At 62.7% G+C, this 20,440-nt stretch carries 15 protein-coding genes; 6 read left to right on the top strand and 9 right to left on the bottom strand.

Going from position 1 to position 20,440, the window contains the following annotated elements; all coding sequences use genetic code 11:
* Positions 1 to 26: 26 nt before the first annotated feature.
* The 5 genes from HDE77_RS12110 to HDE77_RS12090 all read right to left on the bottom strand — a co-directional run bounded on the left by HDE77_RS12110 (position 27) and on the right by HDE77_RS12090 (position 4,728).
* Positions 27 to 1,091: a glycerophosphodiester phosphodiesterase gene (locus HDE77_RS12110; RefSeq protein WP_184417584.1), complete on the bottom strand. Its 1,065-nt coding sequence runs from the start codon at positions 1,089 to 1,091 to the stop codon at positions 27 to 29.
* Positions 1,092 to 1,218: 127 nt separating this feature from the next.
* Positions 1,219 to 1,623 carry a YciI family protein gene (locus tag HDE77_RS12105; RefSeq protein WP_184417583.1) on the bottom strand — a complete coding sequence of 135 codons (405 nt, stop codon included), beginning with the start codon at positions 1,621 to 1,623 and terminating at the stop codon, positions 1,219 to 1,221.
* Positions 1,624 to 1,751: 128 nt separating this feature from the next.
* On the bottom strand, positions 1,752 to 2,228 hold the full coding sequence (locus tag HDE77_RS12100; protein WP_221444254.1) for a GNAT family N-acetyltransferase: 477 nt from the start codon (positions 2,226 to 2,228) through the stop codon (positions 1,752 to 1,754).
* Between the two features lie 54 nt (positions 2,229 to 2,282).
* Positions 2,283 to 2,663 carry a RidA family protein gene (locus HDE77_RS12095; RefSeq protein ID WP_184417582.1) on the bottom strand — a complete coding sequence of 127 codons (381 nt, stop codon included), beginning with the start codon at positions 2,661 to 2,663 and terminating at the stop codon, positions 2,283 to 2,285.
* A 346-nt stretch (positions 2,664 to 3,009) separates the two neighbouring features.
* On the bottom strand, positions 3,010 to 4,728 hold the full coding sequence (locus HDE77_RS12090) for an alkaline phosphatase family protein (protein WP_184417581.1): 1,719 nt from the start codon (positions 4,726 to 4,728) through the stop codon (positions 3,010 to 3,012).
* 339 nt (positions 4,729 to 5,067) lie between these two features.
* On the opposite strand from HDE77_RS12090, the gene HDE77_RS12085 reads away from it, so the two are divergent.
* Entirely contained in the window at positions 5,068 to 6,177 is a 1,110-nt protein-coding gene (locus tag HDE77_RS12085; RefSeq protein ID WP_184417580.1) for a sterol desaturase family protein, read from the top strand.
* A gap of 34 nt (positions 6,178 to 6,211) precedes the next feature.
* On the opposite strand, the gene HDE77_RS12080 is transcribed toward HDE77_RS12085, so the two are convergent.
* Both HDE77_RS12080 and HDE77_RS12075 read right to left on the bottom strand, forming a co-directional pair.
* Positions 6,212 to 7,192 (bottom strand): pyridoxal-phosphate dependent enzyme, encoded by a 981-nt coding sequence (locus HDE77_RS12080; protein ID WP_184417579.1) that lies wholly within the window; start codon positions 7,190 to 7,192, stop codon positions 6,212 to 6,214.
* Positions 7,189 to 8,187, bottom strand: a complete 999-nt coding sequence (locus HDE77_RS12075; RefSeq protein WP_184417578.1) for an aldose epimerase — start codon at positions 8,185 to 8,187, stop codon at positions 7,189 to 7,191. The genes HDE77_RS12080 and HDE77_RS12075 overlap by 4 nt, the downstream gene beginning before the upstream one ends.
* Before the next feature lie 65 nt (positions 8,188 to 8,252).
* On the opposite strand from HDE77_RS12075, the gene pepN reads away from it, so the two are divergent.
* The gene (pepN, locus tag HDE77_RS12070; RefSeq protein WP_184417577.1) at positions 8,253 to 10,901 is read left to right on the top strand and encodes an aminopeptidase N; all 2,649 of its coding nucleotides are present in this window, start codon (positions 8,253 to 8,255) and stop codon (positions 10,899 to 10,901) included.
* Between the two features lie 333 nt (positions 10,902 to 11,234).
* On the opposite strand, the gene HDE77_RS12065 is transcribed toward pepN, so the two are convergent.
* On the bottom strand, positions 11,235 to 11,414 hold the full coding sequence (locus HDE77_RS12065) for a hypothetical protein (protein ID WP_255482686.1): 180 nt from the start codon (positions 11,412 to 11,414) through the stop codon (positions 11,235 to 11,237).
* 595 nt (positions 11,415 to 12,009) lie between these two features.
* Between HDE77_RS12065 and mnmG the strand changes: the two genes are divergently transcribed.
* The 4 genes from mnmG (at position 12,010) to HDE77_RS12045 (ending at position 19,419) form a co-directional block, all read left to right on the top strand.
* Positions 12,010 to 13,887 carry a tRNA uridine-5-carboxymethylaminomethyl(34) synthesis enzyme MnmG gene (mnmG, locus tag HDE77_RS12060; RefSeq protein WP_184417575.1) on the top strand — a complete coding sequence of 626 codons (1,878 nt, stop codon included), beginning with the start codon at positions 12,010 to 12,012 and terminating at the stop codon, positions 13,885 to 13,887.
* Between the two features lie 135 nt (positions 13,888 to 14,022).
* Positions 14,023 to 14,787 (top strand): RDD family protein, encoded by a 765-nt coding sequence (locus HDE77_RS12055; RefSeq protein WP_184417574.1) that lies wholly within the window; start codon positions 14,023 to 14,025, stop codon positions 14,785 to 14,787.
* A 151-nt stretch (positions 14,788 to 14,938) separates the two neighbouring features.
* Entirely contained in the window at positions 14,939 to 17,278 is a 2,340-nt protein-coding gene (locus HDE77_RS12050; protein ID WP_184417573.1) for a Tex family protein, read from the top strand.
* Positions 17,279 to 17,391: 113 nt separating this feature from the next.
* Complete coding sequence (locus HDE77_RS12045; RefSeq protein ID WP_184417572.1) at positions 17,392 to 19,419, top strand: autotransporter domain-containing protein; 2,028 nt, start codon at positions 17,392 to 17,394, stop codon at positions 19,417 to 19,419.
* A gap of 87 nt (positions 19,420 to 19,506) precedes the next feature.
* Here HDE77_RS12045 and HDE77_RS12040 read toward each other — a convergent pair whose 3' ends face one another.
* Entirely contained in the window at positions 19,507 to 20,385 is an 879-nt protein-coding gene (locus tag HDE77_RS12040) for a YbaY family lipoprotein (RefSeq protein ID WP_184417571.1), read from the bottom strand.
* Positions 20,386 to 20,440: the final 55 nt, after the last annotated feature.

The raw sequence follows: 20,440 nt of genomic DNA, 5'->3' as shown, positions 1-20,440 counted from the left end.
ATGTGCGCGGCACTACCCTGCGACGCTCAGCGCAGGTCGACTGCCTTGCGGCCGAGCGCCGGATCGTCGGTGAAGAACGCATCGATGCCGGCATCGAGGTACGCGCGGATTTCGGCGATCGAGCCAGCCTCGTTACGAGTGGCCGGGTCGCCGCCCAGCCAGAAGTTTTTCGCCTGGAACTGGTTTTCCGGGCGAAATGTATAAGGGTGGAGTTCGAGCCCCGCCGCATGCGCGTCATGCGCCAGCGTGGTGGGCCTGCCGAGCGTGCCGTCGGCGACGAGCGGGATGATCGCGCGCATGCCCGGACCGATCGCATCGGCATAACTGGCGATGTCGCGCAGGCCGGTCGGCGTCATCATTTGGCCGTAAGTGAGTTGTCCGCCTGCCGCCACTATGTCCCAGGGTTGTGCGTCCGCCGCGCCGATCAACTGCAGCAGACGGATATTCGGGTGCCGATGGCGTCTCTGAGTCCCACCGAGCTTGTCGTGCAGGTACTTGAGATTGGCGATCTCGAACGACTGGATTTCCACCGGGGCACTACGCGTATACGGGTGTGCGGCCAGTGTCGCCAGAAGCTTGTCCTCCATCGGCAGGCCTAGCTTGCGAAAATAGCTGCCGCACTTGATCTCCGGAATGATGCCGATGGGCCGACCGACCCGCGCCGACTCGTCGGCAACGAACGCGATGATTTCCTCCAGTGTAGGAATCGGGAACTCGCCGTCGTGGCGCGTGCTGCGAAGCTGTGGCAGTCGTTCACGCGCGCGCAAAGTCTTCAGTTCGGCCAGGTTGAAGTCCTCCACGAACCAGCCGCTGACCGCGTGGCCATCGATCGTCTTTGTCGTCTTGCGCGCGGCAAATTCAGGATGCTCGGCAACGTCAGTAGTGCCGCCGAATTCGCTCTCGTGCCGCGCGACCATGACGCCGTCCTTCGTCACCACCAGGTCCGGTTCGATGAAGTCGGCACCGTCGGCAATCGCGTGACCGTATGAAGCCAGAGTATGTTCCGGCCGCAGCGCGCTGGCGCCCCGGTGACCGATCACAACCACCTTCGCCGCGAGCGGCTTCTCATCGACGTGCGCGACTACGGACATGACCAACATTCCTGGTGGCAAGAAAGAAAATCCAGCATAGGCGAACTATTCGCCCAAGCTGACATGTCGGCATTCTCTATCTAACGAGCAGGGCTAGTTTGCCGCGCGCAATGATTTCCACGGCAAGTCATTCTTTATCGCCGGCATTCCCAGGCGTTTCACAGCTCAACCTGAATGCGCTGGCCTTTTCCTCTTCAATGGGTCGAACCTCGTTGATCAAACCGAAGGCCAGGCAAGGATTCTGCGCGGCAAGTGCCGCCGCTTCGTCAAGGCTGCCGGCCATGAAAAACCAGTAGCCGCCCACAACTTCCTTGGATTCGGCAAAGGGGCCATCACTCACGCCGAGCTCCGAGACAACTTTCACCTCTCTGGCGAGCCGTTGTCCCGCTTTCAGCCTCCCTTCGCTGACGAGTCGATCGTGCCAGACGTAGAAGTCGTCAATCGACTTCTGTATTTCCTCGGGCGATCTGTCTTTGTCCCACTGCCCGCGGGAGATGACTAGGTACTGCGATAGCGCGGTCTTGTTGGTCATAAATTCTCCCGATGATGCCACTCGTTCGTCTTCAAGGTTCTTGGGGCGTGACGTTTGAATCGAGCCGCGCTACGAAGCGGCGTCGGCTTGAATGAATTCTCAGGCATCAACCCGTGGCCTCAGTGGACTCATACCTCGTAGCGCCTCATGAGCGCGTTGGGGATGATGACGCCGCGACGCTCTGGCCAGCGCTGCTCAACCACCACAAAGCCAAACTTCTCATAGAACGGCTGAGCAGTGCGACTTACGTCCGAGGTCAACTCAGACAGTCCAAGTGCCTTTGCCTCTTCGAGAAGATGCTCCATCAACCGCGATCCTATGCCTCTGCGAGAATGGGTACCAGACACGAAGAAGTGATCGATGTAGCCGTTCGCCTGGAGATCGGCATATCCGGCAACCTCCCCGTTCAATTCGGCGACGAAGGGATTGATGCCGCGAATGCGCTTCTCCCAAAGATTCATATCCAGATCCTTGGGCGCCCAAGCTTGTATCTGTTCGGGCGTGTAGTCGCGGCTGGTCGTGAGATGAATGGCGGAGTAGTACACCTCAAATAGCGCCCGCTCCTCACCTGGCATGTAGCGACGAATTTGCACCGAAATATTCATGAGGTCCAACGCCGGAGTTGAGCGGCGGCGAAGCCGTCCGCCTAGAATGAGCTGTTAGATCTCGGCGATTGCCGCAATGGAGACCTTGAGCCCAGGAATGCGCGCAGGCAGCTTGGCACCCTGCCGAGCTGGAGGATGGGTAGGGAACCAGTTGAGCCACTCCTCATTCATGCCAGCGAAGTCGTCTTCATCCGCCAATACGACCGTGACGCTGACGATCTTGTCCAGAGAACTGCCCGCCTCCTCCAGGATGGCCTGTATGTTGGCCAGACACTGCCGAGTCTGCTCCTGAATGGTTGCGCCCTTGATCGCACCCGTGGCCGGATCAATTGGAGCTGTGCCTGATACGAAGACCAGACCGGCAGCTTTGACCGCCTGGCTATAAGTCGGCGGCGGCTTGGCCGCCTTTGGTGTGAACACGATTTGACGGGTCATTTTGGGACATGCCACGCGAGCGAAAGCAGCAACGCTATTGCAATGACAACAGCGAGCAAGATTGCGAAGTGCTTGGCGGCTTCGGGTTTCACGCGGTCTAACTACCTAATATGCAGACTCGTGGGTCCGACCATACATCCCTGATCACGTCCGGAGGTTCAAGCGTAACGGCTTGATCCACGGGGAGCTTATCCGTACTGGATTCGACTAACAATCGGATGCATAACCGGATGCAGCACGGCGGTTTTATCGCTGCGCATTAAGTGCCATGCAATATCCGCTTAAGGTTACGGATTCAACCGGCCAACGCTACGTCGCTGCCTATACCACACTCCAAATCCACTACTTATTGATATACGTGCAGCCGTCCAAACGTCCACGCGTGGTAAGAGTCCACCAGGCCCGGCACGGTGCAGTCGTCGTATAGCCCATTGCAGCGGGTGCGCAGTACCGTCAAGGCGGAAAAGTAGGGATCCTTCGGCAGGCCGGCGGCCTGCAGCACCATGCTGGGCAGGAACGCGATGTCGAGCATGGGGTAACTCGGCAGTGGCGTTGCGGCAAAGTTGCTTTTCAGCATGTAGTAGGTGAGGTAGTCACGGTACGGCTGCAGCGCGGGCGGCAGCGTGCGCGACATGCCGCGGATCATGCCCTCGAAAGACGGTTGATGATCGCCGAAATGCATCAACAGCGTCGGTTGCTCGCGATCGAGGAAATCGTGTTCCAGCCCGAGCATGGCCTGATCGGAATCATGCAGGCGCGACAGGTAGGCGCTGAAGTTGATTTCCGCAGCCGCTGACAGTCCCTGCAGCTTGCCGCCATTGAACGGCGGCGGCAGCTTGTCCAGAGGCAAATCATTGTGCGGGCCGTGCTGGTTGATCGTCAGGATCATCACGAACACCGGCTGGCCCGGTTTCTTCACCTTGTCGTAGACGCGCTTGGCGGCGTCGAACATCTGCTTGTCGGTCTCTTCCCATTCGTCCAGGCCGAGCTCATTGACGTCGTACAGGTGATCGAAACCATACGACCTGTATGCATTGCGTCCGTTGATGAAGCTGCCCTCGGTCGGATAGATCGCGATGGTGAGATAACCGAGCCGACGCAGCTGCATCGCCAACGCGTCGCGCACGTGCGGCGCCAGCACGTACGGTGCATACATGCCGCCGGGGCCGAAGATGTCCTGCGGCATGCCGGTCAGCGTCGCGAACTCGCTGACCCAGGTGCCACCGCCAAACGTATGCACGCGCAGCACACCGGTGCCACGGGTGCGGGCATCGGCCTGGAACATTTGCACGCTACTGCACTCCGGCGCGGTGCAGGCGGTGTAGATCGACGGATCGAACGTGCTCTCTTCCAGCACCTGCACGATGTCGGGATATGGCGGATGGGTCGTGCCCGGCTCACCCGCTGCAGTCGATCCCCACTGCTGCTCCGCGGCAGCATCACTGGCCATCGCCGGAAGATGGACTTTGGCGTCGTCGAAGTTGACGAAGAAATTCGTCAGCTGGGCGTCATCGGATAATTTCTCCCAGACACCCCGCTGATGCACGGTCGCGAAGGGTCCGTTGGGCAGCATGCAGACCCAGAACGCCAGCGCGCACAAAGCGATTCCGCCCACGCGAACGCCAACCCCGAGCCATGAGCGGAACCCGGTCAGCACGCGCCAATCCCAACGCCAGATCAGCCACAGCAGCGGCGGCACCACCACGCAGATGCCGATACCCAGGGCATACAGGTGTGGATAGTGGCGCAGTGTGTCGAGCAGACTGGTGCCGGCGTAGTAGATGAAATCCGACGGCATCAGCGACTCTTCGAGATACTGCAGCTTCAGTACCGCCAGAAACTTGAGCGCGACGAACAAGGCGCCGCTGACCACCAGCGCGGTGGCAAATCGCGCGAACGCAAACAGCCATACACCGACCACGCACAGCATCAGGGCCAGGATGAAGCCCTGTTGCAACGCCTTGGGCTCCTGCAGCGCGGTAGCGCCGGCACAGGCAGCGAAGAAAACCAGCGCACACAGCGAGACCACGCGGGGCCGCGTGAAGCGTAACGAAATGCGATGCATGGATTGAAAGTCCCCCTGTAGGACTCGACCTTAACCTAAGCGTCATCTTACGGGCTTGCGCAGGTGTGCGCTGGTGGTACTGGCTGCGCCGTTCCGCCGGCGTTCGGCTGATGGCGGCCTGGACATCCACTCTGCGGGTTTCTCCCCCCTGCTTGCAGGGGAGGGTAGGGGTAGGGTCGCTCTTTGTCCGACGATCAAAATCCCCCCTCCCAACCTCCCCCTGCGAGCAGGGGCAGGAGCAAAATGGCGGGCGCAAGACGTTGCGGTGGAGCCGGCCATTCAGCATCAGGGGTTGCGCACGGCGATATCATGGGCCGCTGATGAAGATGAAGAAATGCGATGTTTGATCTGACCCAACTCTGGTCCCACCTGGTGGCTTGGCTGAGCGGCCATGCCGTCGTGCCGCTGCTGGATGCGCTGCATCTGACCGAGCTGGCCGGCAATCCCGATGACATTGCCGCCTCGCTGCTGATTGCTGCGCTGCAGGTAAGCATTATCGGCTTCATCTTCCGTCCGCTGGAAACGTTCTTTCCTGCCGAACAATGGACCGACCGCCGATTGACCCTGGTCGATCGCAACTACACGCTGCTGATGCTGCTCGGCATCTTTCCGCTGTTCACCTATCTGGTGCTCACGCCGTTCAGTCACCTGTTCGGCGGCAGCGACGATTCCAGCACCGGCTCGCCGTTCGCGCTGGTGCACTGGGTGCCCTGGTTCAACCAGCATCCGTTCGTGCTGTTCGGGGTCTACTACCTGGTCTACGACTTCGTGTACTACTGGATGCACCGCACCCAGCACGCGATCCCGTGGTGGTGGGCACTGCACAGCATGCATCACAGCACGCGCCAGATGAGCTGCTGGACGAACGATCGCGGCAGTCTCGTCGACGGCTTCATCCAGTCGATGGTACTGGCCGTGGTGGGCTTGGTGATCGGTGTGGATCCGGACCAGTTCGCCTGGCTGATACTGATCGGCGAACTGGTGCAGAACTTCTCGCACATCAACGCGCGGATCGGATTTGGCCGTGTGTTCGGCCGGATCTTCGTCGATCCGAAATTCCATCGCCTGCATCACATGCTGGTCGATCCCGAACGGCCGAGGCTGCACGTGTGCAACTACGGGCAGGTGCTCTCGATCTGGGACGTGCTGTTCGGCACTTCGCTCTACGGCGAACCGGCGCGACCGACCGGCGTGGGTGACCCGATGGTCGACGCCGACAACAACTATGGCCTGGTCGGCCTGCACTGGGCCGCGCTCAGGCGCTTCTGGGGTGCGGTGCGCTGCATCGAGGGATGGACGCCGGGTGAAGTCGCGTTCGGCGAAGATTACCGACCGATTCCGGTCAGCCGTCTGGATCTGCATGTCTTCGAACGAACGCCGCATAACGCAGCCGTCGTTGAGCCGGAGAAGACCAGCAGCAACGCTTCGGTGGAAGGGGCGTTGGGCTAAGACGGGGAATGCCGCTACGGCGCCTCGATGCGCACTACCAGGGCAACGCCTGCAGATCGACATTGCCACCGGTCAGCACCACACCGACCCGGCGACCGGCAAACCGCTCGCGCTGCTGCAGCACCGCCGCCAGCACGGTGGCGCTGGATACTTCCACGACCAGCTTCAGCTCCGACCACAGCAACTGCATCGCCGCGATCGTCTCTGCATCACTGACCGTGATCACGTCCACCTGGTGCGCACGCAACGCATCGAGATTGGGTTCGCCGATCAGCGCGCGCAGACCATCGCACAGGGTGTCCGGCACGACCGTGGTCACCCGCGCACCGCGCGCCAGCGACTGCGCGGCATCATCGGCGCCCTGCGGCTCGGCACCAAACAGCGTCAGCGCGGGGTCGATGCCGTGCGCGGCAATCGCCACGCCACTGGCGAGGCCGCCACCGCCGACCGGCGTGATCAGCGCATCAAGCCTAGCGACCTGTTGCAGCAACTCCAGTGCGAGCGTGCCCTGCCCGGCCATCACCTGGGTGTCGGCATACGGATGCACCAGCACAGCACCCGTGGCCCGTTGCACCTCGGCCGACATCGCCTCGCGCGCTGCCTGGGTCGGCGCGCAACGATGGAGAATTGCCCCTGCGCGCTCGATCGCCTCGACCTTCGCGCGCACCGCACCATCCGGCACAACAACGTGGGCGGCGATGCCGCGAGTCGCAGCCGCCAGCGCCAGTGCGTTGCCGTGGTTGCCGGAAGAATGCGTAACCACGCCGTGCGCCGCCTGCGCATCGGACAGCGCCCACACCGCGTTGCAGGCACCGCGGAATTTGAACGCGCCGCCGCGCTGCAGGTTCTCGCACTTGAAATGCAGCTCGGAACCGCTCAACGCATCCAGCGCCGCGCTGCGCAGCACCGGCGTTACCTGCGCATAGGGTGCGATACGTGCTGCTGCGTCTCGGATCTGTTCGAACGTTGGCAAGCTGACTGTGGTCGGCGCGAGCGTGGTCAAAAGCGTACTCATGACAATTCAACCTCCACACCGCAGCGGAAGTGGCGTTCGGCGCCCGGCAGCAAGCGAATCGCTTGCGCCCATTCGGGCCGGTTGAATGCATTGGCCATGCATTCCATCGGCTCAAGCGCGATGGCGCGCCGCGCATCGCGGCTCGCCGTGTCGGCGGTGAACGCGTGCATCACACCGCTTTCCTGCCACACCGCGATGCCCAGTCCGCTGGCTGGATCGCGCAGGCGGGTGCGGAAGCGGCCGTCCGCTTCGGCATGCAGATCGGTGTACTCATGATCGAGAATGCTGTCGCCGAGCAGCCGCGGTTCGCGAAAATCAAGGGCGGGCACGTCATCCAGCGACACGTATGCGGCCTCCCCGGGTAATGCGATGAGGTCGGCACCGGAGCGGATCAGTGTCTGTGCCGGGATCTGCAGTTGCCAGCCATCGACCGAGCTTGCGGCCAGCCGGAAGTACGGATGCCAGCCGAAGAAACAAGGTGCCGCGCTATCACCCACATTGCGCATCGATGCTTCCAGCGTGAGGCCGCCAGCGTTCAGCATGAACGTGATGCTGAGGTCGATCGAATGCGGATAACCGGGCTGTGGCCGGATCGCTTTCGTGGTCAGCGTCACCTGCGCGCCGTTCTCGTCAGCGCTCAATGCGGTGACGTCGAATGCCGCGTCGCGCACAAAGCCATGCCGACTGGCCCGCTCCGCGCCGACGACGCCTGGTTGCAGATCCTGCGGCTGGCCGTCGAACGTGTAGCGGGCATCGGCGATGCGCCCGGCGAACGGCACCATGACCGCAAAACGCGAACCGGGGCGGCCAGCTATCTCGGCGGCATCGCGGTAGCCGTCGGCGAGGTCCTGCGTCACCCCGCCGAACGCCACCTCGTAGCTGAGAAGTGCGGCACCATGACGCGCTATGCGCAATCGACGGTTATCGACGTGATCCGTCAGAACCACGATTTCCTGCTCGCCCAGCCGGGCGTTTTCGGCGGCATATCGCGTCATTGAAGTATCCTGCCGTTAAAGCGCTACATGTTAGCGTGATCCCTCCCCATACATCAGCTGGTCGCATGAACGTATCCCCCGAGCAAGCCGCGTTGATTCGTCTCAGCGACTATCGTGCACCCGCATGGCGAGTCGAAACGGTCGACCTGGATTTCGATCTCGGCATCGATGCCACTGAACTTTCCGCGCGCCTGCTGTTGCGCCGCGATCGCACGCAAACGCAGCCGCTGCGGCTGGACGGCGAGAACCTCGAGCTGCTGTCGATCATGCTCGATGGCCAGGCGCTGCCAGCCACCGCCTACCGCTATGCCGACCGCGTGCTGGAAATCGACGACGTCCGTGACGGCAGCGTCCTGGAGACGCGCGTGCGGCTGCGGCCGGCCGTGAATACCGCACTGGAAGGCCTGTATCTTTCCGGCTCGCGTGAAGCCGGCTTTCTGCTGACCCAGTGCGAGGCCGAGGGCTTTCGCCACATCACGTTCTTCCCCGATCGCCCTGACGTGCAGTCTCGCTACACCGTCACCCTGCGCGCCGACCGCGAGCGTTTCCCTGTGCTATTGGCTGGCGGGAATCCCGACGGTGCCGGTGAGCTCGACGGCGATCGGCATTGGGCGCGCTTCGTCGATCCTCATCCGAAACCGAGCTACCTGTTCGCGCTGGTTGCCGGCAGACTGGAAAAAATCGTGCGCGACTATGTCACCGCCGACGGTCGCGCCGTCACACTGAATATCTGGGCCGAGGCCGACGCCATCGGCCGTTGCGACTACGCGATGGATGCGCTGGAGCGGTCGATGCGCTGGGACGAACAGACGTACGGCCGCAATTACGACCTGGATGTGTTCCACGTCGTCGCCACCCACGATTTCAACATGGGCGCGATGGAGAACAAGGGTCTCAACATCTTCAACGCGAAGTGCCTGCTGGCCGACCCGGACAGCACCACCGACGACGAATACCGACATGTCGAGGCGGTAGTGGCCCACGAGTACTTCCATAACTGGAGTGGCAACCGGGTGACCTGTCGCGACTGGTTTCAGCTGTCGTTGAAGGAAGGGCTCACGGTGTTTCGCGAGCAGAGCTTCTCGGCCGACATGAACTCGGCGCCACTGAAACGCATCGAGGATGTTTCGCTGCTGCGGCGCGCCCAATTTCCCGAAGACGCCGGTCCACTGGCGCATCCGGTACGGCCGGCGCAATACAGTGAAATCAACAATTTCTATACCGCGACGGTGTACGAGAAAGGTTCCGAGCTGGTGCGCATGCTGGCCGGGCGACTTGGCACTGACGGCTTTCGTCGTGGCATGGATCTGTACTTCGAACGCAATGACGGCCGCGCCGCAGCGCTGGAAGATTTTCTCTCGTCGCTGGGCGACGCGAACGGGATCGACCTGACACCGTATCTGGCCTGGTACGCGCAAGCCGGCACGCCACGGCTGAAGGCGCATGGCCAGTACGACGCAGCACGGCACGAATACACGCTTACGTTGGCGCAGCACATCCAGGCCGGGGCAGACCATGAGCCCGCACTTCCCTTGCCGATCCCAGTCAAGCTTGCGCTGTTTGCGCGCAACGGCGACATGCTACCGCTGCATATGGACGGCCAGACGTCCGAGCAAGTAAACGAACGGGTCATCGTCCTGACTGGCGCCGAGCAAAGCTTCGTCTTCACTGGCATCCCCTCTGCACCGGTCCCGTCATTGCTGCGCGGTTTTTCCGCACCGGTGATCCTGGAATGCGACTACACCCCGGACGAACTGGCGCTGCTGCTGGGCCACGACGCCGACGGCTTCAATCGGTGGGAGGCCAGCCAGCAACTTGCGGCGCGCGCCTACGAGAACCTGCGCGACGGCGCGGCTACTGATGCACTGCAGGCCTGGTGCGAGTCGCTGGCGCAGTTGTTCAACAACAGCACCATCGACGACGCTTTGCTGGCCGATTTGTTGACGCCGCCGGGTGAAGTCGAATTGGCCGAGCGCGAGAAAGCGGTCGACCCGCAGCACATCCATGCACTGCGCCAAAGTCTGCTGCGCCGGCTGGCCGCCAGGCTCGGCGCAGAGGCGCTTCGCCGGCGCTATCAGGCGCTGGCCGCCGACACCAATGCAGCACTCGATGCTGTCAGCCAGGCGCGGCGTCGACTGAAACGCCGCGTGCTGGAATTGCTGGGGTTGATCGACGGGCCCGGTACGCGCCTGCTCGCGGCATCCCAATACGATGACGCACCCGGCATGACCGACCGGCTCGCCGCACTCGCCGTGCTGCTACGCGGCAATGCGCCCGAGGCTGCGCCGGCCTTGCTCTACTTTCGCGAGCGCTATGCCGACAACGCGCTGGCGCTGGACAAGTGGTTTGCCGTGCAGGCGCAGGTGCCGGGCGATGGCGCGCTGGATCGCGTACTCGCGTTGGAAAACGACCCAGCATTTACCCTGAAGAATCCGAACCGCGTGCAGGCCTTGCTCGGTGCGTTCGTGCGCATCAATCCCAGCGGTTTCCATCGACTCGATGGTGCCGGTTACCGCTTCCTCGCCGAACGGCTGGTCACACTCGATGCCTTGAACCCTCAGCTCGCCGCGAGACTGGCCACGGCATTCAATGGCTGGCAGCGACTGGAACCGCAGCGTCGCGCGGCAGCCCGCGCGGCCATTGCCGAACTGGCGGGGCACGAGGGCCTTTCGCGCAACCTGACCGAAATTGTCGACAGCGTGTTCATTCACTAGAGCCTTTCCAAGGCTCTCCAGTGACTACGCCGGGATCCGTTTGCACATTAAATCCGGAGGCACGCAGACCGGCTCCCAATCAAGCAGACGTACGGTTGAGCTGCTGTGGTCGCCATGCGGCATGCGCAAGGCTTGACCTGATCCCCTATCAGGCGGCGCACCGGTGAAGGTGCAAGCGACGCACCGCCGCATGGCGGCCACAGCAGCTCAAGGCGAGCTACCCGGAAACGTTGGACAGGTTGCCATCATCGGCCGGGCCACTCTCGCGCGGCCGCTCCCCTGACAGGCAATCTCGATGTACTTGGCATCGTCGCCATGCACACGGGTGATGCTTTAGATGGCCAAATGATCCAGCGCTTCGAGCAGGCTGTTCATGCGCGACTCCAGATCCGGCTGCAGCACACCGCGTTCGGTGTCGTCGCTTTCGCTCAAGCTGTCCATCGCCATCTCGACCTGGCTAAGTTCGACCATCAGATCGTGACGCGGATAGACCGGCTCAAAATTGAAATTCATGTCCATGTCACACCCCCATTGACGGAAAACCAGTTGGTAGCCAGACAAAGCAACGGCCATGCCAATGTGTGAGGGGCGTCACAGTTATGTGGCATAGCTGGCCGCGCGACTGACGCTGCGGGTCATCTGCTGCCGCGAGCTGACACAAATTCACCTCTCAGTCACCCTTTGTTCACGCATGAGAGATAACTATGCACCCCAAGCTCTCCGACAGCAGCGCTGTCTGATCATTGCCAAGACTTTCAGTTTCTGGCGCCCGGCAACACGGTCATCCTGGATTCCCCCTGTTCCTGAGACCGCCTGGCGCCAGATCTATCAGCACAAGACCCCGCACTGAATCTGCGGGGTTTTGTCTTTTTGGCCTCGCCAAAAGACGACGGCACCCCGAGAGGTGCCGTCTTGCTTCCTTTCCCAGTACGCAATCGAACCCCTGTCCGTTCGATCTCGGCGCGCGTATCGCGCAGCGTCTGCCTGTGAAAGTGCTGGAAATAGTCAAGCAGGAAACATGCCACTCCGTCCGATCCGGCCGCAAGGCGTTGATCGCGTTACCATAGCGACCTGTTTCGTCACTTTTTACCCTTTCCAGGGCAGTTCAATGCGCCACCCGACCCACTACGACGTCATCGTGATTGGCGGCGGCCACGCCGGCACCGAGGCCGCGCTGGCCGCGGCGCGTACGGGTGCGCGCACCCTGCTACTCAGCCACAGCATCGAGACGATCGGCCAGATGAGCTGTAATCCGGCGATCGGCGGCATCGGCAAGGGGCACCTGGTCAAGGAGATCGACGCACTCGGCGGTGCCATGGCCCACGCAGCCGATCGCGCCGGTATCCAGTGGCGCACGCTGAACGCCTCGAAGGGGCCTGCCGTGCGCGCCACCCGCTGTCAGGCCGATCGTGGCCTGTACAAGGCGGCGATCCGCCGCCTGGTGGAAACCCAGCCAAATCTGCAGGTGTTCCAGCAGGCGGTTGACGATCTGCTGATCGAGAACGGCCGCGTCACAGGCGTGGTCACGCAGATGGGCCTGTCGTTCGCCGCAAAAACGGTGGTGCTCACCGCCGGCACCTTCCTTGCCGGCAAGATCCACATCGGCCCGGCGCAGTACGCCGGTGGACGCGCGGGTGACCCGCCAGCCAGCGCGCTCGCTGCCAAGCTGCGCGAGCTTCCGATCGCCGCCGATCGACTGAAGACCGGCACGCCGCCGCGCATCGATTTGCGCAGCATCGATTTCAGCGGGCTGGAAGAACAGCCCGGCGACAACCCCGCGCCGGTGTTTTCTTACCTTGGCACGCGCGACGAACACCCGCGCCAGGTCAGCTGCTGGATCACTCATACCAGTGAGCAGACGCACGAGATCATCCGCGGCGCACTGGATCGCTCGCCGCTGTATACCGGCCAGATCGAAGGTGTCGGCCCGCGTTACTGCCCGTCGATCGAAGACAAGGTGGTGCGTTTCGCCGAAAAGTCCTCGCACCAGATCTTCATCGAGCCGGAAGGCCTGGACACGTTCGAGATTTATCCGAACGGTATCTCCACTTCGCTGCCGTATGACGTGCAACTTGCGCTGGTGCGCTCGATCAAGGGTTTCGAGCACGCCCACATCACGCGCCCTGGCTATGCGATCGAGTACGACTATTTCGATCCGCGCGGGCTCAATCCGTGGCTGGAAACCAAGGCCATCGGCGGCCTGTATTTTGCCGGCCAGATCAACGGCACGACGGGCTATGAAGAAGCCGCCGCGCAGGGCTTGATCGCCGGCCTGAATGCCGCGCTCGCAACCCAGGACAAGGCGCCATGGTTCCCGCGTCGCGACGAGGCGTACGTGGGCGTGCTGATTGACGACCTGACCAGCAACGGAACGATCGAGCCCTACCGCATGTTCACCTCGCGCGCGGAATACCGCTTGCATCTGCGGGAAGACAATGCCGACCTGCGCCTCAGCGAGACCGGCCATCAACTCGGCGTGGTGCCGCAGGCACGCTTCGATGCGCTGCGCACCAAACGCGAAGCGGTCGAGCGCGAAATGCAGCGCCTTGGCACGCTATGGGCTGCACCCAACAATGCGCTGGGCGCAGCAATCGAACGCCAGCTCGGCATCGCCGTCAGCCGCGAAACCAGCGCGCTGGATCTGCTGCGCCGGCCGGAACTCGACTACGCAAAACTCGCCACGGTCGCCGAGCTCGGCCCCGCCGTCGAACGCGAGGACGTTGCTGCCCAGGTCGAAGTGCAGGTCAAATACGCCGGCTATCTCGAACGCCAGCGCGAGGAGATCGAGCGCCAGCGCCGCAATGAGCACACCGCGATCCCCACCAGCTTCGACTACGACAAGGTGCGCGGGCTGTCCTCCGAAGTGCTGCTCAAGCTCAAGCGTACGCTGCCGGCGACGATCGGCCAGGCCGCGCGCGTCAGCGGTGTCACGCCGGCGGCGATCTCGCTGCTGCTGGTGCACCTGAAGCGTCGGGACGCCGCCTGATTCGCTGCGGCATCTGGCGTCCTGTGCACCTGCGCGCCAACGACGCACGGCCGCCGCGATGCCTGTCCCACACCGTCCTGGCCCACCTGCTCATGGCATCATGCGCACTTTGAACAGCCATGGGGAGCGTGCACGATGGAAATCTGGATCGGTCGCAACGGTGAACGACATGGCCCGTACAAGGAAGACGATGTACGCCAATGGCTGCGTAGCGGCCAGGTGAGCCGTGAGGATCTGGCCTGGTACGAAGGCCTCGCCGACTGGCAGCCACTGTCGGTGCTGTTTCCCGATGCCGTGACGAGCGCACCACCGGCGGCGCCCTCTGCCGCCGTCGGCATGCCGCCGGCACCGATCATTTCGGCCGTACTGGAAGACTATGCGGGTTTCTGGAAGCGCGTGGCCGCCTACATCCTCGATGCCATCATCCTGTACATCCCCAGCATGCTCATCCAGAAGATGATGGGCGGCGATGCCGCTGAAGCGGCGATGAAACAGGCGGAGCTGGCCTCACCGGGCGACCCCCAGGCGATGCTTACCGCGTTTGGCCAGTTCTACAGCACGATGCTGCCAGCCATGCTGATCATCACCGTCCTCACCTGGCTGTACTTTGCGTTCTGCGAAAGCTCGGCCTGGCAGGCGACCGTGGGCAAGCTCGCACTGGGTATACGCGTCACCGACATGCAGGGCCGACGAATCAGCTTTCCGCGTGCGCTGGGTCGCTATCCGGCAAAATATCTCAGCACCCTGATCTTCTTCATCGGCTTCCTGATGGTTGCCTGGACCAAGCGCAAGCAGGGCCTGCATGACCTGATCGCCAGCACTCTGGTGCTGAACGGTCGCGCCAGCGAATTCGTGCCGACGCAGGCATCGAGCGGAAGCAACAGTTCGTTCAGCGCCTGATTCAGCGCTGAACGCAACGGCGCCAGAGCCACGCTCTGGCGCCGTTTTTGTGTGCGCCGATCACGTCCGTCGACGGGGTCGCTTGGTATGATCGGGGGCTTGATCATCTCACCCGGCGCTTCGCGTCGTTGCAAGGAATCGACAGCAACTCATGCTCAGTATCGAACAACGCATTGCCCAGGACATCGCTGCAAAAACCGACCAGGTGCAGGCAGCGGTAGATTTGCTCGACGGCGGCGCCACGGTGCCCTTCATCGCACGCTACCGCAAGGAAGCCACCGGCGGCCTCGACGATACCCAGCTGCGCCTGCTGGAAGAGCGTCTGCGTTATCTGCGCGAACTGGAGGAACGTCGTGCGGCGATCCTGGCCAGTGTCGAGGAACAGGGCAAGCTCAACGATGTGCTGAAGAACGAGCTCCTCAACGCCGATACCAAGGCGCGGCTGGAAGATCTGTACCTGCCATACAAGCCCAAGCGCCGCACCAAGGCGCAAATTGCCCGCGAGGCCGGCCTGGAACCGCTCGCACTCGGCTTGCGCGAAGATCCGACGCAATCACCGGAAGCGTTCGCTGAGTCGTTTGTCGATGCCGAAAAAGGCATCGCCGACGTGCGCGCCGCGCTCGACGGCGCACGCGCGATCCTGATGGAGTCGATCGCCGAAGATGCCCATCTGGTCGGCGAGTTGCGCGACTGGTTGTGGGCGCAGGGACAGATCCGCGCGAAATTGGTTGAAGGCAAGGAAAACGAAGGCGCGAAGTTCCGCGATTACTTCGATCACATCGAGCCGATCAGCAAGATCCCTTCACACCGTTTGCTCGCACTGATGCGCGCGCGCAACGAAGGCATCCTCGAACTGGAACTCAGCCCTGCCTCCGATGGCGAGCAGGGTCATGTCGAAGGCGAAGGGCGCGTCGCCGCGCATGCGAATATCCACAACCGCGGCCGCGCCGCCGATGCCTGGCTGCGCGAAACGGTGCGGCTGACCTGGCGCGTGAAACTGCATCTGCACCTCACCCTGGACTTGTTCGGCCGCGTGCGCGAAGGCGCGGAGGACGAAGCTATTCGCGTGTTCGGCGACAACCTGAAGGATCTGATGCTGGCCGCGCCGGCAGGTGCAAGAACCGTCATGGGTCTGGATCCCGGCATCCGCACCGGCGTCAAAGTGGCGGTGGTCGACGCGACCGGCAAACTGCTTGCCACCGACGTCATCTATCCACACGAGCCACGCAAGCAATGGCGTGAATCCCTCGTGCAATTGGCGAAACTGTGCACGCAGCATCACGTAGACCTGATCGCGATCGGCAACGGCACCGCCTCACGAGAGACCGACAAGCTGTCCGGCGAACTGATCAAACTCCTGGCTGACAGGGGTGTGGCCGAGACGAAGCTCGCCAAGATCGTGGTCAGCGAAGCCGGCGCGTCTGTGTATTCCGCGTCGGAAATGGCGGCGAAGGAATTTCCGGATCTCGACGTGAGCCTGCGTGGCGCCGTTTCCATTGCGCGCCGGTTGCAGGATCCGCTGGCCGAACTGGTGAAGATCGAGCCGAAGGCGATCGGCGTGGGTCAGTACCAGCACGACGTGAACCAGGTGAAGCTGGCGCGCGCACTGGATGCGCGCGTGGAGGACTGCGTCAACGCCGTCGGCGTGGACGTGAACACCGCTTCCGCTGCCCTGCTCTCGCGCGTCGCCGGCCTGTCCGCGTCGGTCGCCGAGAACGTTGTGAAGCATCGCGACGCGAACGGTCCGTTTGCGAACCGCAAGGCGTTGCTCAAGGTGCCCCGCCTTGGCGACAAGGCGTTCGAGCAATGCGCCGGCTTTTTGCGCGTAGCAGACGGCGACAACCCGCTGGACGCGAGCTCGGTGCATCCGGAAGCCTACCCGGTGGTCGAGCGGATCATCGCGCAGTGCGGTCGAGAGGTACGCAACGTCATCGGCGACGTGAGCTTCCTGCGCGCACTCAAGCCCGAGCAGTTCACCGACGAGCGCTTCGGTGTGCCGACCGTGCGGGACATCCTGAAAGAGTTGGAGAAGCCCGGCCGCGACCCACGACCGGAGTTCGTCGCGCCGAGCTTCGCCGAAGGCGTCGAAGACGTTAAAGATCTCAAGCCCGGCATGATCCTCGAAGGTCGCGTCACGAACGTCGCTGCGTTCGGCGCCTTCGTGGACATCGGCGTGCACCAGGACGGACTGGTGCACGTCTCTGCGCTGTCGCACACCTTCGTGAAGGACCCGCGCGACGCGGTGAAGGCCGGTGACATCGTCAAGGTCAAGGTGATGGAGATCGATCTGCCACGCCAGCGCATCGGCCTCAGTATGCGGCTGGACGATGAGCCAGGACAGCCCCGCGCCGGCCGGCCGGCCGACGCAAAGTCCGCCGGCCCGCGCGATGGCCGTAACGGCAGTCGCCCCGGCGGCGGTATGCCGAAACCGGCGCCGGCACCGGCCAACAGCGCATTTGCCGACGCGTTGGCGCGGGCCGGAAAGCGCTGACGAAGCGGCTGCATCGCACTGCGTTGCGATGCAGCATGCGCTTCCGTATGGGGTGCATTAACGTAACGGACAAATAACAAGACCATTCCGGTCTGTCTAGGGGAGTCCCACCCATGCTTCGCACCCGCCACCTCGCCAGCGCCATCGCTGCCACCTTGCTGTTCAGCAGTGTCGCTGTCGCCACCGATTTCAGTCAGGTCGTCGTGTTTGGCGACAGCCTCAGCGACGACGGCAATATTTCGCTGGCGACCAATCCCAGCGTGCAGCCGCCGTTGCGCTTCACGACCAATCCCGGCCTGGTGGCGATTGAAGACATCGCCAATGGGCTCGGGATCGGCAGCACGCTCAGCCCATCGCTGGTGGGTGGTAGTGATTACGCATGGGGCGGCGCCGGCGTGCTCACCAACTCGCCCGGCACGCCGTCGGTGGTGCCGACCCTGACCAGTCAGGTCACCGCGTATCTGGCCAGCAACCCGACGATCAACAGCCATGCGCTGTATTCGGTCTGGGGTGGTGCGAATGACATTTTCTCGGCCGCCACCGCAGCCGGCGCCAACGCCGTTGCGCAGCAACTGATCGCGCAGACGATTGCCGCCCAGGTTGCTGGTGCCGAAGCGCAGGGCTTGCCGGCGAGTGCGGTTCCGGCCTTCGTTGCACAGATCACCCCGATAGTTACCGCGCAGGTCGATGCTGCCGTTGCCGCACAAGCCGGCGTCGCCGGACTGCAAACGGCGGCCCAGGCGCAAGCCAACGTGGCGGCTGCCGCGCAGCAGGAAGTGAAGCTGATCGGCCAGCTGCAGAGCGCCGGCGTCAAGAACATCCTGGTGTTCAACCTGCCCAATATCGGCCTGACTCCGGACGCTACCGAGCAGGGCGCTTCCGCTGCCGCTTCGTTGACCGGGCTCAGCCTGATCTTCAACGGCCAGCTCAACAGCGGCCTGGCACAGCTGGGCAAAGGCATCATTCCAGTTAATGCGTACAGCCTGCTGTCAGAAGTGATCGGCAATCCGGGCGCTTACGGTTTCACCAATGCCAGCACACCGGCTTGCGGCGTCGGCTCGAGTTCGGTGGCGTGCGGACCCCAGGGTTCGGGCCTGCCGTATACCTATGCTCCCGGCACCAACCTGAGCTATGTGTTCGCCGACGGCGTGCATCCGACCACCGGCGCCGACATGTTGCTCACGCAGTACGTGTTGTCGATCATCCAGGCACCGGCGCAAATTTCCCTGCTCAGTGAAACAGCGCTCGCCGACAGTACCGCCCAGACCAAGAGCATCCGCAACCAGATGCTGGCTGACAGCAACGGCGCCGACACGCGTGCCTTCGTCGACCTCTCCTATGGCGATCAGCGCTTCGATTCCAGCAACGGCTCGCCCAGGACCGACGCCAACAATTTCAACTTGACGCTGGGTGTCGATGCGCACGCCACTGATCATGTTTCGGCCGGCATTGCACTCGGCATTGGCCAGAACAACGCCGATTTTGCCGGCGGTGGTGGTTACAAGCTGCAGGACATCAGCGGCCTCGGCTACGTCACCTATCAGGCCGGTGGTGGCTACGTCGGTGGCTACGCGAATTTCGGCCATTCCGGTTTCACGAATATCGAGCGTGTCATCGATCTCGGTACGATGCGGCGCACCGAGGGCGGCAAAACCGATGGCTCGCACTTGGGTGGCGGCGTGACCGGCGGCTGGTGGTTTGATTTCAGCGGCCTGCGCACCGGGCCGTTCGCCAACCTCGAGTGGCAGACAAACAAGGTCGATAGCTACAACGAAAGTGGCAACGACAGCACCGCGATGTGGTTTGGAAAGCAGCAGCGCGATGCACTGATCGCGACCGCCGGCTGGCGCGTGCAAGGCAATTGGGAGTTCGCCAACACGGTGATTTCGCCGTACGCCGAGCTGGCATGGAACTACGACAACAAGGCCAACCCCGACTCGCTCAGTGCCGGCCTCAACAGCATGAACGGCACGTTCGAGCTGACCGGCTTCAGCCCCGACAAGAACTGGGGCACGGCCGACATCGGCCTGTCCGCCAAGCTCAGCCCCAGCGTGACCAGCTGGATCGGCTACAGCGGCCGTTTCAATGACAACAGCCAGCAATACGACAGCGTCAACATCGGCGTAAAAGTCGGCTTCTGATTTCAGCGGTACGCGTCAAGCAGCACACAACAAAAAGGCCGTCCGAAATCGGACGGCCTTTTTTATTGTTCGATCTTGCTGGACGGCTTACTTGTTCTTGCCACCCGTCGCCAGATTCAGAATGGTCAGTGCCTGCTTGTGCAGGCTGGCGGCGGTACCGTCATCGAGCGTCTGCACCTCACCGCTGCCCACCTGATGCTGCTTCAGCACCAGCGTGCCGCTGTCATCCCAACCAGCACGGTCGATCGCGCTGGGCTTGGCATCCTTGTTCGCTTTCGTCTGCTGCACGACAGCCCATGGGTTGCCGTTCTTGTAGGCATAGTCGGTGCTAGTGAAACCCTTGTCACCGGAGTCCACCAGTTCGCGGATGAACTTCACTTCGCCGGCCTGACGGAACACCTGCCAGCCGCGCGAGATGTTCGCCTCGAGCTTGGTGCCATTGCTGACTTTCATGCCACCGATCTGCTTCTGCACATCGGTAAACGCGGCCAGGATTTTCTCGCCCGGCGTCTGCTCGGCCATCAGCTGGATCGACACCGTGTTCTTGGCACCCTTGGTCAGCACCGGTGCCTGGATCGGCATCACATAGTGGCGATCACCATCGGTCAGGGTGACCTGCACCACGTAGATGTCATCCGTCTTCTCGTTGGCCGGATTGAACGTCAGCTGGAACTGCTGCGGAAACGAACCGGCTGGAGCCGTCTTGCTCGCCAGCGGCGCCGCGCCCGCGGCAGTGGCGGACACGTCGACCAGGTTCACCACCAGCTGGGCATTCGGCGACAGCTGCGTAGGCTCGCGCAACGAGATGGTGCCGCTCACCTCATTCGCGGGCGCGGCGGCAGCCGCCGTAGACGCAGATGTCGGGGCAGACGCGCCAGCGTCTGTCTGCTGTGAAGGAGAAGAATTGTTGCAGCCGGCCAGAGCCACGGCTGCTACCGACATCAGCGACAAAACCATCTTGCGCATGGGAAAACCTCATCGACGTGAAAACAAACACGAAAGGGGTCAGGCGCTGTGCGCC

The organism is Rhodanobacter sp. MP7CTX1, from assembly GCF_014205795.1.
In the GTDB taxonomy this organism is placed as follows: domain Bacteria; phylum Pseudomonadota; class Gammaproteobacteria; order Xanthomonadales; family Rhodanobacteraceae; genus Rhodanobacter.
Note: the sequence above shows the minus strand (reverse complement) of the source record. Positions and strands in the feature narration are given on the sequence as shown.